Raw genomic sequence first — 12,948 nt, 5'->3', positions numbered from 1 at the left:
TCCCGATCGTCGTGGATCGTGCGCCGGCGCACTATCTACGAGACATGACCCGTTGTCCGCGATCTGGCGACGCGGGAACCCGCTCTGGAGGTCTCCCATGCCCGATCATGCTGCTGAAGCCGCTTATTGTGCCCGGCGGATTGCCCGTTCGACGGCGCTGGCCATTGCGTCCACCGACAGCTGCGCGCGGGCATCGCATCATGGCCTGGCCGTGGCGTATGCGCAGCGGCTGGCAGCGCTTACGCACCCGGATGACGCTGGCGATCCGTCGATCGCATTCTGATCACTGACGGTCCGGCGTTCAGTCTTTGCCGGTCCCGTTTGTCCTGCCGCCATCGACCACCCCCCTGATCGCCGCCAGCAACGACCGGTCACCGACATCGCGGCGGAGCACCGTATCGCCATGCCGTCCGGCCTCAAGCAGCACCGAAGTGTCAGGCGCAACGCCGTCGAGCAGAAGCGCCGTGCCGCGCCAGCCGGTCTCCCGCATCCGGCGCAACAGCGTCGGCCCGTCGACATCCTCCATGTCGATGTCGAGGATGATGCACGCGTCGTGGCGCGCCTGCGGATCGGCGAGCAGCGCGGCGCAGGTTGGATACGCACGCACGGCAAATCCTTCCGCATGAAGCATCAACTGGCGCGCGTGACGGACCGAGGATTCGCCATCGACGAGCGAGATTCGGATGGCGTCGATCGGCGAGGTGTTGGCGGCGTCCTGCATGTGAAAGTCCTTGGAATTTCCGCCGAAATCGCAGGTCGGCGGCGCCAAGTCTTTACGTAGTAGACGAGGGGCTTTCGGATGCCTGGACCTCGGGTTCGCCGAGGCCGGCGGCAAAGGCGATGCGCAGGACGTCGGACAAGCTCCGCGCCGCCAGTTTCTCCATCAGGTTCGCACGATGGACCTCGACCGTGCGCGTCGCGATGTCGAGATCGAACGCAATCAGCTTGTTCGGCCGCCCGATCACCATGCCATCCAGCACGTCGCGCTCGCGCGGGGTCAGCGCGGCAAGACGCACCTTGGCTTCGGTCGCCGCCAGGCGGTGGCGATCGTTCCGGCCCGCCTGGCGCAGCGCCTCCTCGATCGCCGCCAGCAGCGCCACACGCTCGAACGGCTTTTCGAGGAATTCGACCGCGCCCGCCTTCACCGCGCGCACGGCGAGCGTCACATCCCCGTGCCCGGTCAGCATGATGACGGGCAGGGCGATGCCCTGCGCCGCCAGCCGCGCCTGCACTTCCAAGCCGTCCAGATCTGGCATCCGTACGTCGAGCAGCACGCAACCCGGCGTCTCGCGCGTTGCTTCCTTCAGGAAAGCCGTGCCCGACGCATGCGTCCGCACCTCATATCCGTCCTTGCGCAGCAGGAAGCCGATCGATTGCCGGATCGCCTCGTCGTCGTCGACGATGTGAACGGTGCGATTGGGGTCAGACATGCTCGTCTCCGGCCAGCGGCACGCAGAAGTGGAAGGCGGTGCCCGACGGCGTCATCGCCTCTGCCCAGATCCGCCCGCCGTGCGCTTCCACGATCGTGCGGCAGATGGAAAGGCCCAGGCCCATCCCGTCCTCCTTGGTCGTGGCGAAGGCATCGAACAGGCGATCGCGAATGCCCGGATCAAGCCCGACCCCCGTGTCCGCCACGGTCACGCGAACCCATCCTTCGCGGTCGGGTGCGGTCGCGATCGTCAATCGCTTGCACGGCGTCGTCGCCATCGACTGGATGGCGTTGCGGATCAGGTTCACGAGCACCTGCTGGATCTGCACCCGATCGACCAGCACTTGGTCCAGCCCAGCGGCGATCGTCATCGTCACTTCGATGCCCGCCTCGTGCGCACCGAGCAGACCCAGGCTGGTCGCTTCGTCCACCAGCTGGTCGAGCCGCTCGATCCGAAACCCGGTGTCGCCGCCCTCCACGAACGCGCGCAGCCGGCGCACGATGATCCCTGCGCGCAGCGACTGCGCTGCCGCAAGTTCGATCGCCTCGGCGATCTCGGCGAGGAGGTTGTCCTGCGTCTCACCGATCATGGCGCGACTGGCTTCGAGATAATTGGCGATAGCGGTCAACGGCTGGTTGATCTCGTGCGCCAGCGTCGATGCCATGGTACCCATCGCGCTCAGGCGAGAGACATGGACGAGCTCGGACTGCAATTCCTTCATCCGGCGCTCGGTTTCGTGCCGGTTGGTCAAATCGCGTACGAAACCGGTAAAGATGCGCTCGCCACCGATCGACGTTTCGCCGACCGCGAGTTCGATCGGAAAGGTGCTGCCGTCGGCACGTTGGGCGGTCGTTAAGCGCACCGATCCGATGACGTGCGCAACTCCCGTCGCCAGATAGTTGCGCAGATAGGCGTCATGGCCATGGCGCTCCGACGCGGGCATCAACATGCCGACATTCTGGCCAACGACCGCGGACCGGGCATGGCCGAACATCTGCTCGGCGGTCCTGCTGAACGACGAGATGATGCCACGCTCGTCCATCACGATCATCGCATCGGGCACGGTCGCCAGGATCGAGCGCAGATGATGTTCGCGCCGCAGCACCGCCGCTTCCGCCGCCTTCTGGTCGGTCACGTCGCGGATCACCTTGCCGAAGCCGCGCAGTGCGCCCGCCTCGTCGCGCAGCGCGGTCATCGTCACGCTCGCGAGAAATTCGGAGCCGTCCTTGCGCAGCCGCCAGCTGTCCTCCTCGATCCGGCCGAGCGCGGCGGCGCGCGCCAGATCGTCGCGCGGCCGGCCCGCAGCCACGTCGTCGGGGGTGTAGAACATCGCGCTGTCGCACCCGACGACCTCGGCCTCGGTCCACCCCTTCATGCGTTCGGCGCCACGATTCCAGATCGTCACGCGGCCCTCGGGATCGAGCATGTAGATCGCGTAACCGATCGCACCATCGATCAGCAGCCCGAGTTCCTCGGCCACGATCGCGCTGCGGCGTACCGTCGATTCGATCGAGGTCGACGCATCGGGCGTCGGCGCCGAGTTCACGTCGGCCGCACGGGTTGGCGGCGAGGGGCTCTGGTCATCAAACGGCAGCTCTCTGCTTCGGGGCGATCGCAAGATACCCGCAACCGGCAGCCTATCAACGCGCGGGGCCGCAGGTTCGGCCCGTGTCAGCCAAGCGGGCTGACCAGCATCGCCACGGCTTGGCCGCCCATTACCAGCATCAGGACGCCGCCGCCGATCGATATCCGGCGATTCATCGCGATCAGCGGCCCGAAACAATGGTGAAATAAGTGCAGCACGTGGCCGATCCTCGATGGTCGCCGCTGTCCTGCCGACGTTATCGACACAGGCCTATTGTGGTTTTACGCAGATCGGCGCTGGTCCAGCGACCACGTAGTCTCCCCAAGTAGCGCAAGTCGCGAGCCGCCTTAAGGTCAGCCCGCACGCGCAAAGGACATGACAATGCCGGATGACGAAGCATGCCGGCATCTGCCGGTCTACATACTTCCGGCGCGGCACCGCTGACCGTGGCGTCCGGTTCGCTGCGCCGTCATCGCGAGCGCCATGTCATGGATCGCGTGGGCTGGCTGCGCGCCGCCGTGCTCGGTGCGAATGATGGGATCGTGTCGACGGCCAGCCTGATCCTGGGCGTCGCGGCGGCAGGTGGCGGATCGGGTGAGATCGCCATTGCGGGCACCGCGGGGCTGGTTGCGGGCGCGATGTCGATGGCGGCCGGCGAATATGTCTCGGTCAGCGCGCAGGCCGACACCGAGGCCGCCGAGCTCGATCGCGAACGTGACGAGCTGGCAGCCGATCCGGCGGGCGAACTGGCGGAGCTCGCCGGCATCTACACGGCACGCGGCGTCGACGATGCGACCGCGCTGGCGGTGGCGACCCAGCTCACGGGGCGCGACGCGTTGGCGGCGCACGCGCACGACGAACTGGCGATGACGATCGGCACGCGCGCCCGGCCGATCCAGGCAGCCTTTGCCTCCGCCGCCAGCTTCATGGTCGGCGCAGCGATGCCGGTGTTGGCGGTCTTCGTCATGCCAGCCGCTTTCGTCATTCCGGGCGTGGCGGGCGCGTCGTTGCTGTTTCTTGCGATCCTCGGCGCATTGGGGGCCAAGGCCGGTGAGGCCGCCATCGGGCGCGGCAGTTTTCGGGTTACCGTCTGGGGCGCCTTCGCAATGGCGGTGACCGCGCTGATCGGTCGCGCGATCGGCACAGCGGTGTGATCGGCCGGCCTGCGTAGATTCCGATGGTGCCGCCGCCGCGTGCGGTTGGGCACTGTCGCCGAGGCCTGTGCTGTCCGATCGCGGGCGCACGGCGAGCTTTGTGCATCGGATCGACACATGACTATGGCCCTGTTGGGATGCCGCACGCCAGCGCTCGCCGCGCTCGCGCTGGCAGTGATGTCACTCCCGTCGCTTGCGTCGGCGCAAGCCGCGCCGGCTGCCGACCCCACCGTCCTGCCGATAACCACCGCCGATGGCCGGATCGAACGGCTGAAGCCCGGCGAATATCTCTGGGCGCCCGGGATCGCGCCGGCCGGTCCCGTCACGATCATCGTCAGCCTGAAGACTCAACGCGCCTATGTCTATCGCAATGGCGTGCCGATCGGGGTGACGACGGTGTCCACCGGCAGGAAGGGGCATGTCACGCCGACCGGCGTCTTCACCGTGCTCCAGAAAGACGCGGATCACGTGTCCAATCTCTACGAGGATGCGGCCATGCCGTTCATGCAGCGGCTCACCTGGGGCGGTATCGCGATGCACGCCGGCAATCTGCCCGGCTATCCTGCCTCGCATGGCTGCATCCGGATGCCGCTCGCCTTTGCCAAATTGCTGTTCGGCATCACGCGAATGGGCATCACCGTCGTCATCACCGACGACGCGCTGGTGCCGGTCGTCGTCGCTGGGCCATCGCCGCTCGGGCGGAACATCGCTCCGACCGCGCCGGGCGCCGCCTTCGCGTGGAACCCTGCGCGGGCACCGACTGGCCCGGTATCGATCGTCGTCAGCGGACGCGATCGGCGAGTCATCGTCCTGCGCAACGGTGTCGAGATCGGATCGAGCCCGATCGCGCTCGACGCCCCGATCGACCGCACCGCCGCCTTCACGCTCCAGAGCATCGACGAGGCCGGAGAACATTGGCTGAGCCTGCCGCTGCCGGGGGAGACCGGATCGCGCGAAATCGGCCCCGAGGATCGCGCGAAGGCGCGCCTGCCGGACGGCTTTCACGCCGCTCTGTCGACGATCCTCACGCCGGGCGCGACGCTGCTGGTCACGCGCGATACGCTGGCCACCTCGGGCACCGGCACGGCGGTGACGATCATCGAGACGGACCACTGATGGCCGCCAGCGCTGCCGCCGTCGCAACGCCTGCATGGCACGCGCTGTCCAGCACTGACGTCGCGGCGCGGCTGGAAACCGGTGACGCGGGATTGCAGCCCTCCGTGGCCGCCGCAAGGCTGAAGCGCGACGGTCGCAATCAGCTCGCGCCGCCGCCGGCCCCCTCACTGATCTTGCTGTTCATACGGCAATTCAACAGCCCGCTGATCTACCTGCTGATCGCCGCCGCCGCAATTTCGCTCGGGCTCGGCCATTACACCGATGCCGGCTTTATCGGCATCGTGCTGTTCCTGAACGCGCTGATCGGGACGGTACAGGAGGGCAAGGCTGCCGGCAGCCTCGCGGCGCTGCGCGATATGATCGGGCATGATGCGACGGTGCGGCGCGGCGGATCCGTCGCCGTCATCGACGCGCGCGACATCGTTGTTGGCGATGTCGTAGAGCTGGAAAGCGGCATGGCGGTGCCCGCCGATATCCGCCTGTCGTCCGCCGCAGCCCTGCACGTCGACCAGTCGACGTTCACTGGCGAATCGGTGGCGGTCGCGAAGGATCCGGGCGCCACGCTGCCCGATGCCATGCAGCCGGGTGATCGCACGACAATGCTGCTTGCCGGCACGATGATCGAACAGGGGCGCGGCGTCGGCATCGTCGTTGCGACCGGATCTTCCACGGCGCTCGGCGCGATCGATGCGTCGTTGCGTAGTGAGAAGGCGACCCCGCCACCGCTGGTTCTCCGCCTCGATCGTCTCGCGCGGCAGATCAGCATCGGCGCGATGGCGCTGATCGTGCCGTTTGCGGCGATCCTGCTAATCCAGGGGCGTCCGGGCGACGAAATCCTGCTGCTGGCCGTCGCGCTGGCGGTCTCGGCGATCCCCGAAGGGCTGTCGATTGCGGTCACGGTCGCGCTGGCGGCGGGCACGCGGCGGATGGCCGCGCGCAACGTCATCGTGCGGTCGCTTCCCGCGGTCGAGGGGCTCGGCGCCTGCACGATCATCGCCAGCGACAAGACGGGAACGCTCACGCGCAACATCCTGTCGGTCGAACGCATCCTGCTGGCAGACGGTGCGCAGCTCGATCGTGCCGACTGGCGCGACCACGCCGATGCGCTCGCCGCGATCCGCCACGCCGCAGCTTTGTGCAACGAAGCTTCGATCGGTGAGGACGGGACGCCGGTGGGGGATACCGTTGATGTCGCGCTGCTCGGCTTCGCGGCCGATGGCGGCGCTGACCTGGCCGCGCTCCATGCGATCGACCGGATCGATGCCCTGCCATACGAGCCCGCCCGCAAATTCTCGACCGTGGCGGTGGACGAAGGCGCAGGCGTGCGCGTCTTCGCCAAGGGCGCGCCCGAAGTCATCGGCCCGATGTGTCGGTCGATCGACGCCGCGCTGATTGCCCGCGCCGATGCGATGGCGCGCGAAGGCTATCGGATCATTGCGGTCGCCGCCTCGGATGGTTCGGCCGCGGTGGATGCGATAGCGCCGCGCGGATTGACCCTCCTCGGCTGGATCGGCCTGATCGATCCGGTTCGCCCCGAAGTCCCCGCCGCCATCGCGCATTGCGCCGAGGCAGGGATCGGCGTCCGCATGGTGACGGGCGATCATCCCGGCACGGCGCTGACAATCGCGCGCGGCCTGGGGCTAGACGTCCGCGAGGATCAAGTCGTCACCGGATCGCAAATGACCGATCTGGCGGGTCAGCCCGAGGCGCTGTCCGCACTGATCCTGGGCGGGCGCGTGTTCGCGCGGATCGAGCCGGTCCAGAAGATGGAGATCGTTCGCGTGCTCGCGGCGAGCGGCGAACTGGTCGCGGTGACCGGCGATGGCGTCAACGATGCGCCCGCGCTCCAGGCCGCGCATATCGGCGTGGCGATGGGGCTCGCCGGCACTGACGTCGCGCGCGGCGCTGCCGATCTGGTGCTGGCCGACGACAATTTCGCCTCGATCGTGGCGGGGGTGGAGGAGGGAAGAGTCACGTACGGCAACGTCCGTGCGATCGTCATCGTCCTCCTCGCCACCGGGCTTGCGGAAATCGGCATGTTTATCGGCGCGGTCGCCCTTGGCTTGCCGATGCCGTTGACGGCGGTCCAGCTGCTCTGGCTCAACCTCGTCACTAATGGGTCGCAGGATGTGATGCTGGGCTTCGGCCGCGGCGACGGCAAGGAGCTGCGCCAGCCACCGCGCTCGCGCGAGGCGCCGATCCTCGATCGCAGCGCCATCGCGCTGATGATCCCGCCAGCTCTCCTGATGACCGGGCTGGCGCTATACCTCGTCCACGGTCTGCACCGCGACGGCCATCCCGTCGCGGAGATCCAGAATGCGGTGCTGTTGATGACTGTCCTGTTCCAGAACGTCTACGTCCTGTGCATGCGCAGCGAACGCCGCTCGCTCGTGCGCGAGCCGATCCTGTCCAACCCGTGGCTGTTGCTCGGGGTCGGCATTGCGCTCAGCCTGCAACTTGTGGCGATGTTCTGGCCGGTGCTCGGCGGTATCCTTGGCACGTCGCCGGTATCGAGCCGGACGCTCTGGTTCTGTGCAGGCTCGACTGCCGCAACGATCGTGGTGACCGAGATCACCAAGTTCGTTGTCGCGCGATGGCGGCAGCGGGAGGCCGCTCAGTCCATCGCCGCCAGCAGCTGATCGACCGGCATCGTCGCGAACGTCGTGAAGCTGTCGGCCACCGCATAGGGCAGCACCAGCGTCCGCCCGTGCAGCATGGCGCCGCAACTGTAGACCACGTTGGGGACATAGCCCTTGCGCTCGGTCGCGTCGGGCCGGATCAGCGGGCGCGTGGTTCGCGCGATCAGTCGCGAAGGGTCGCGCGCATCGAGCAGGCATGCGCCCAGCACATAGTTGCGCATCGCGCCGACCCCGTGGGTCACGACGAGCCACCCCTCGTCGAGCTCGATCGGGGCGCCGCAATTGCCGATCTGGACGAACTCCCACGGCCAGCGCGGCGCGATGATCGTCGGGCCGGTCGGCCATTCGTACAGGTCGTCCGAAAAGGCGAGCGAAATGGTCTCGTTGTCCGCTCGGCCCAGCATCGCATAGCGTCCCGCGAGCCGTCGCGGGAACAAGGCCATGCCCTTGCCGGCTTCGGCCGCTCCCCGGATCGGGTCGAGCGAGAAGGAAGCGAAGTCGGTGGTACGCAGGATCTCCTGCCGGATGCCTTGTCCGCTATAGGCGGTATAGGTGCCCAGCCACGCCACGCTGCCATCGTCCTCGGTGAAGCGGACGAGGCGCAGATCCTCGATCCCGTTGCGCTGCGCCGGTGTGGACGGAAAGATCACGATCTCGGACAGAGCGAGGCCGTCGTCGCATCGCATCCGGACGCCCGCCGCGCGCGAGCCGCCCAGCGCCGCATCCTCGATCACCGGAACTACCGCGCGTTCGCCTTGCGGCGCGAGCACGATCCAGCCCGCCGCGTCGCAGATGCCGGTGCGGAAGGCGATCGACGAGACGTGCCCCTCGCCGACCGCGCGCAGCGACAGCACGAACCGTACGGCGCCGTCAGGTACGCCCGATTGATTGGGGTGTGGCACGATGCTGGGATTGAACAGCGCGGCTGCCTCGTAGCCATATTCCTGGCTGAAATAGGCGCCGATCAGGAGTGCCTGCGTATCGTTCGCCGGCGCGTCGAGCGCGATCACGCCGGCGACTTCGGCATAGCGTTGGCGGAACCCAGCCTTCACCTGAGTCTCGTGACCGCCGAAATCGCGCATCAGGCCCTGCAGCTCGTCCGCGACATGCGCCGCGCTCAGCGCCATCACGCGCGCGGCGATCCGCCGCGCACGCGCGTGATCGTCGTCCGCCCCCGGAACATAGGGGCGGACGACGACGCGCGAGGGATCGGCGCGCAGTTCGATCGGCAATCGGCGAACGAACGGCGCGCCGGGCAGTCGATCAGGCACCAACGCTGAGTTCGGTCGCATGCACGGGATAAGGCGCGATCGGCCGAGCATCATGCCCGGTGCCGCCAAGCGTGCTCGCAAACCCGTGGTTGACGTCGCGGTGATGCGCTTCGTCCGCACGGACCAAAAGCACGACGTCGCGCAGCGTCGCATCGTCCGCCATCTGCCAGTAATGCCGCGCGATCGCCGGGGCCGGCACGTTGGGCGAGCGCCCTTCGTCGATTTCCTGAAGGTAGAGCGTGTAGCTGGTCACCGCCTCTTCCTCGAAATACCCGACCACTCGGTGCGCAGTCCGCGCGGAGAGGAGATACAGGATCGAGAAAGCGACCAGGAACACGCCCTGCACGGCCAGGATCACCATCCGCTCGAACCATGTCGGCTTGGCGATCTCGATGAACGTCATCAGATGCATGCGCTCGTTCTCGGCTTCCTCCATTAGCGTCCGGATCCAGCCCTCGTCACTGCGCATCCAACGCAGGCAGCGCAGGTGCGTGAACATCGCGCCGACCATGCCGGGCACCGCCGCCACCGTTTCCAGCACGATGGCACGATGGCCATAGCGTTTGGCGAAGAAGGTATCCGCGCTGAACCGCAGCAGCTTTGTGAAGCCGAGCGCAAAGCGATCGGAGATCCCATGCGGCTCGTGATGGATGATCGGCTCGGCGGCGCGTTCATCGCTCAGCGCGCGCGCGTCGGGGGCGAGTATCGAATTGACCATATTGGGTTTCCTGAAGGCAGTAGGTGGGGTGTCGTCGCGTCGCGGGCGTCGGCCGCGCGCCGTGCGATCAGCCCGCGGAAATCTGGAGCGTCTTGCGCAGCTTGATGAGCCCCGGCTCGTCGGGGACGGACGACGCGGTCCAGCCCTTTTCCTGCTCCAGCTTGATCGCCTGGTGATTGTCGCGGCTCTCGACCGATTCGAGTGCCCCGATGCCCTTGGCGGTCGCGAACTGCGCGACATGATCGAGCATCATCCAGCCGACCCCGCGGCCCTTGAAGTCGGATCGGATCGCAATCGCGACCTCGGCACTGGCCAGCGTCTCCTCCGCCGCGAGCATCGCCGTGGCGATCATCACTCCGGTCTCCGCGTCGATCGCGAGGAAATTCTCGGTCCGCTGATGATCGAGCGTCAACAGCGCCTTCAACTGATTGGGGGCAACCGTCCGCACCGCGGTAAGGAAGCGGAAGCGCAAATCCTCCTTGTCGACATGCGTGAAGAAGTCGGCGAGGAGCGCCTCGTCCTCGGGCACGGCAGGCCGGACATGGAAGTGATAGCCACTCTGCGCGACCATATCCGCGGTCCAGTCGGCATCCTGCGCCAGGGCCGAAGGGTCATTGGCGGCCGTAGCGCCAGTAGCGGACTGTTGTGTCACAAGGGATCCCATTGCATCGACCCGGAACGGGTAAACGGCCTGCGAAAGCCGATCGATGCGACGGGCCCTAGCCGACACCGCACGGCGCGTTCAGCGTCGGAAAACACGTAGTGACGGGGAATATCGATAGGCCGCCGGACAAGGGCGCCTTCGCCACCAGCGAACTTGCTGAAAAATGGTGCTGCCGGTGAGGATTGAACTCACGACCTCAGCCTTACCAAGGATGCGCTCTACCACTGAGCTACGGCAGCACTGGCCAGCGGCGGCTTGGCCGCGGGCGAGGGGGCGCTAGAGACGAGGCGCGGTGGATTGTCAAGGCAGCGGGGGCAGGCGATAGCCGTCTTATGGAAAGCAAGGCGGAACGCGATGCGCGGCGCGCGGCGGCGTTGAGGACCAACCTGAAACGCCGCAAGGAACAGGCGCGCGGCCAGGCGGCGGATGCCGCGGCCGATCCGCCCGCAGACCCCGATCAGGCCGCGCCGACCACCCCCGACGCATAGCCCGTTACGCGAGACCGATCGGCGCGCATCGCGCGAGCAGCCAGTCGCGCTCCTCGCCCGCGAGCAGGTCGCTCAGCGCCGCCGCGACGCGCGCGTGATAGGCGTTGAGCCACGACAGCTCGTCGGACGACAGCAACGCCGGATCGATCAGGTCGCGGTCGATCGGCGCGAGCGTCAGCGTCTCGAACCCCAGCATCACCGCTTCGCCACCGGCGATCGACCGTTCCTCGACCAGCAGCAGATTCTCGATCCGGATGCCGTATTCGCCGGCCTTGTAATAGCCCGGCTCGTTCGAGAGGATCATCCCCGCCAGCAGCGGCTCGGCAGGTCCGCTGCCGGGATAGCTCGGCTTGGCGATGCGTGCCGGCCCCTCGTGGACCGACAGATAGCTGCCGACGCCGTGCCCGGTGCCGTGCGCGAAATCGAGCCCGGCCTGCCACAGCGGCAGCCGCGCCAGCGCGTCGAGTTGCGCGCCCGTGGTGCCGCGCGGGAATACCGCAGTGGCGAGCGCGATATGGCCCTTCAGCACGCGCGTGAAGCGGTCGCGCATCTCCGCGGTCGGGGTGCCGATCGGCACGACGCGCGTCACATCGGTCGTGCCATCGTCATATTGCCCGCCCGAATCGATCAGATAGAGCTCGCCCGGCCGGATCGGCAGGCTCGACTCTTCGGTCACATGATAATGCGGGATCGCGCCATGCGGCCCGGTCGCCGAGATCGCATCGAACGACAGATCCTTCAGCACGCCCGTCGCGCGGCGGAATTCCTCCAGCTTCGCGGCGGCGGAAAGCTCGGTCTGCCCGCCCTTGGGCGCCTCGATCGAAATCCAGCGCAGGAACCGCGTCAGCGCCGCGCCGTCGCGCAGGCTGGCGGCGCGATGCCCGGCCTGCTCGACCGGGTTCTTGCGCGCGCGGGGGATGACCGTGGGATCGCGCAAGGGCACGACGGTCCCGCCGCCCGCCTCGATCGCGAGCGGGATCGCCGCGACCGATAGCGTCGGATCGATCGCGACGCGCTTGCCCGCGAACTGTGACAGCGCCGGCGCAAAGTCACGGCGATCATGGACGCGCACCGCATTGCCGAGATGCTGCGCAACCGCATCGGTCATCTTCTCGGGCGCGACATAAAGATCCGCGGTGCCATCGGCATTAACGACCGCATAGGATAGCGCGACCGGGGTGCGCGACACGTCCCCACCGCGCACGTTGAGCAGCCACGCGATCGATTCGAGCGCCGCCAGAACGACCGCGTCGGCCTTCTGTTCGGTCAGCCAGTCGGCCACCGCGGCGCGCTTGTCGGCGGACGAGCGCCCGGCGTGAACCTCGTCGTGCACCGCGAGCTTGGCGTCTGACGGCGCCGGCCGATCGGGCCAGATCGCATCCACCGGGTTGGTATCGACCGGCACCAGCGTCGCGCCGACCGCGGCCAGCGCGTGCGTCGCCTCGTCGACCCAGGCGCGGGTGTGCAGCCACGCGTCATAGCCGATCCGCGCGCCGTGTGCGGCGTGGCCGCCGAGCCAGTCCGCTACGCTCGTGTCGGGCACGCCGACGAACTGCCAGTCGTCCGCCGAAACCTGCTCGCGCACCTGCAGCGTGTAGCGCCCGTCGATGAAGATCGCCGCTTCCGCCGGCAGCACCACGGCGGTGCCGGCCGATCCCTGAAAGCCCGTCAGCCACGCAAGCCGCTGCGCATAGGCGCCGACATATTCGCTCATATGTTCGTCGGTGAGCGGGACGACGAAACCGTCGAGCTGCTGGCGCGCGAGCTGGTCGCGAAGGGCGGCGAGGCGGGCTGTGTAGGTCGACATGCGAGTCCTCAAGCGTACTGCGCCAAGCCTCACAAGGAGACAGGCCGGATCGCGCCGACATATGGCAGGTTAGTGC

At 67.6% G+C, this 12,948-nt stretch carries 13 protein-coding genes and 1 tRNA gene; 5 read left to right on the top strand and 9 right to left on the bottom strand.

Annotated features, from left to right (window positions below; translation table 11 throughout):
• The first annotated feature begins 97 nt into the window (after nucleotides 1–97).
• Nucleotides 98–283, top strand: a complete 186-nt coding sequence (locus LLW23_RS07060) for a hypothetical protein (protein WP_228948056.1) — start codon at nucleotides 98–100, stop codon at nucleotides 281–283.
• Nucleotides 284–301: 18 nt separating this feature from the next.
• On the opposite strand, the gene LLW23_RS07055 is transcribed toward LLW23_RS07060, so the two are convergent.
• The 4 genes from LLW23_RS07055 to LLW23_RS17515 form a co-directional block, all read right to left on the bottom strand.
• Entirely contained in the window at nucleotides 302–721 is a 420-nt protein-coding gene (locus LLW23_RS07055; RefSeq protein WP_228948055.1) for a response regulator, read from the bottom strand.
• Nucleotides 722–773: 52 nt separating this feature from the next.
• Entirely contained in the window at nucleotides 774–1,430 is a 657-nt protein-coding gene (locus tag LLW23_RS07050) for a response regulator transcription factor (RefSeq protein WP_228948054.1), read from the bottom strand.
• Nucleotides 1,423–2,976, bottom strand: coding sequence for a PAS domain-containing sensor histidine kinase (locus LLW23_RS07045; RefSeq protein ID WP_228948053.1), 1,554 nt, complete (start codon nucleotides 2,974–2,976; stop codon nucleotides 1,423–1,425). The genes LLW23_RS07050 and LLW23_RS07045 overlap by 8 nt, the downstream gene beginning before the upstream one ends.
• A 125-nt stretch (nucleotides 2,977–3,101) precedes the next feature.
• The gene (locus LLW23_RS17515) at nucleotides 3,102–3,233 is read right to left on the bottom strand and encodes a hypothetical protein (RefSeq protein ID WP_270049254.1); all 132 of its coding nucleotides are present in this window, start codon (nucleotides 3,231–3,233) and stop codon (nucleotides 3,102–3,104) included.
• A 270-nt stretch (nucleotides 3,234–3,503) separates the two neighbouring features.
• On the opposite strand from LLW23_RS17515, the gene LLW23_RS07040 reads away from it, so the two are divergent.
• The 3 genes from LLW23_RS07040 to LLW23_RS07030 all read left to right on the top strand — a co-directional run bounded on the left by LLW23_RS07040 (nucleotide 3,504) and on the right by LLW23_RS07030 (nucleotide 7,924).
• Nucleotides 3,504–4,169, top strand: coding sequence for a VIT1/CCC1 transporter family protein (locus LLW23_RS07040; RefSeq protein WP_228948496.1), 666 nt, complete (start codon nucleotides 3,504–3,506; stop codon nucleotides 4,167–4,169).
• A gap of 117 nt (nucleotides 4,170–4,286) precedes the next feature.
• Nucleotides 4,287–5,285, top strand: coding sequence for a L,D-transpeptidase (locus tag LLW23_RS07035; protein ID WP_228948052.1), 999 nt, complete (start codon nucleotides 4,287–4,289; stop codon nucleotides 5,283–5,285).
• Nucleotides 5,285–7,924: a cation-translocating P-type ATPase gene (locus tag LLW23_RS07030; RefSeq protein WP_228948051.1), complete on the top strand. Its 2,640-nt coding sequence runs from the start codon at nucleotides 5,285–5,287 to the stop codon at nucleotides 7,922–7,924. Before LLW23_RS07035 ends, LLW23_RS07030 begins: the two co-directional genes overlap by 1 nt.
• Here the strand turns inward: LLW23_RS07030 and LLW23_RS07025 are convergent.
• The 4 genes from LLW23_RS07025 to LLW23_RS07010 all read right to left on the bottom strand — a co-directional run bounded on the left by LLW23_RS07025 (nucleotide 7,900) and on the right by LLW23_RS07010 (nucleotide 10,816).
• A complete protein-coding gene (locus LLW23_RS07025) occupies nucleotides 7,900–9,195 on the bottom strand; it encodes a glycoside hydrolase family 130 protein (protein WP_228948050.1) in 1,296 nt (431 codons plus the stop codon). The genes LLW23_RS07030 and LLW23_RS07025 overlap by 25 nt on opposite strands.
• A complete protein-coding gene (locus LLW23_RS07020) occupies nucleotides 9,188–9,913 on the bottom strand; it encodes an alternative oxidase (RefSeq protein ID WP_228948049.1) in 726 nt (241 codons plus the stop codon). The genes LLW23_RS07025 and LLW23_RS07020 overlap by 8 nt, the downstream gene beginning before the upstream one ends.
• A gap of 67 nt (nucleotides 9,914–9,980) precedes the next feature.
• Nucleotides 9,981–10,565, bottom strand: a complete 585-nt coding sequence (locus LLW23_RS07015; RefSeq protein ID WP_228948048.1) for a GNAT family N-acetyltransferase — start codon at nucleotides 10,563–10,565, stop codon at nucleotides 9,981–9,983.
• Between the two features lie 176 nt (nucleotides 10,566–10,741).
• Nucleotides 10,742–10,816, bottom strand: a tRNA-Thr gene (locus LLW23_RS07010).
• Between the two features lie 93 nt (nucleotides 10,817–10,909).
• Between LLW23_RS07010 and LLW23_RS07005 the strand changes: the two genes are divergently transcribed.
• Nucleotides 10,910–11,065, top strand: coding sequence for a hypothetical protein (locus LLW23_RS07005; protein ID WP_228948047.1), 156 nt, complete (start codon nucleotides 10,910–10,912; stop codon nucleotides 11,063–11,065).
• A gap of 4 nt (nucleotides 11,066–11,069) precedes the next feature.
• On the opposite strand, the gene LLW23_RS07000 is transcribed toward LLW23_RS07005, so the two are convergent.
• Nucleotides 11,070–12,872, bottom strand: a complete 1,803-nt coding sequence (locus LLW23_RS07000) for an aminopeptidase P family protein (protein WP_228948046.1) — start codon at nucleotides 12,870–12,872, stop codon at nucleotides 11,070–11,072.
• Between the last annotated feature and the right edge of the window lie 76 nt (nucleotides 12,873–12,948).

Source organism: Sphingomonas radiodurans (assembly GCF_020866845.1).
Classification (GTDB): domain Bacteria; phylum Pseudomonadota; class Alphaproteobacteria; order Sphingomonadales; family Sphingomonadaceae; genus Sphingomonas; species Sphingomonas radiodurans.
Note: the sequence above shows the minus strand (reverse complement) of the source record. Positions and strands in the feature narration are given on the sequence as shown.

Excerpts from the sequence above, each read along its gene's own strand:
- LLW23_RS07060 (WP_228948056.1), top strand. The coding sequence starts at position 98 with ATGCCCGATCATGCTGCTGAAGCCGCTTATTGTGCCCGGCGGATTGCC.
- LLW23_RS07055 (WP_228948055.1), bottom strand. The coding sequence starts at position 721 with ATGCAGGACGCCGCCAACACCTCGCCGATCGACGCCATCCGAATCTCG.
- LLW23_RS07050 (WP_228948054.1), bottom strand. The coding sequence starts at position 1,430 with ATGTCTGACCCCAATCGCACCGTTCACATCGTCGACGACGACGAGGCG.
- LLW23_RS07040 (WP_228948496.1), top strand. The coding sequence starts at position 3,504 with ATGGATCGCGTGGGCTGGCTGCGCGCCGCCGTGCTCGGTGCGAATGAT.
- LLW23_RS07035 (WP_228948052.1), top strand. The coding sequence starts at position 4,287 with ATGACTATGGCCCTGTTGGGATGCCGCACGCCAGCGCTCGCCGCGCTC.
- LLW23_RS07030 (WP_228948051.1), top strand. The coding sequence starts at position 5,285 with ATGGCCGCCAGCGCTGCCGCCGTCGCAACGCCTGCATGGCACGCGCTG.
- LLW23_RS07020 (WP_228948049.1), bottom strand. The coding sequence starts at position 9,913 with ATGGTCAATTCGATACTCGCCCCCGACGCGCGCGCGCTGAGCGATGAA.
- LLW23_RS07005 (WP_228948047.1), top strand. The coding sequence starts at position 10,910 with ATGGAAAGCAAGGCGGAACGCGATGCGCGGCGCGCGGCGGCGTTGAGG.
- LLW23_RS07000 (WP_228948046.1), bottom strand. The coding sequence starts at position 12,872 with ATGTCGACCTACACAGCCCGCCTCGCCGCCCTTCGCGACCAGCTCGCG.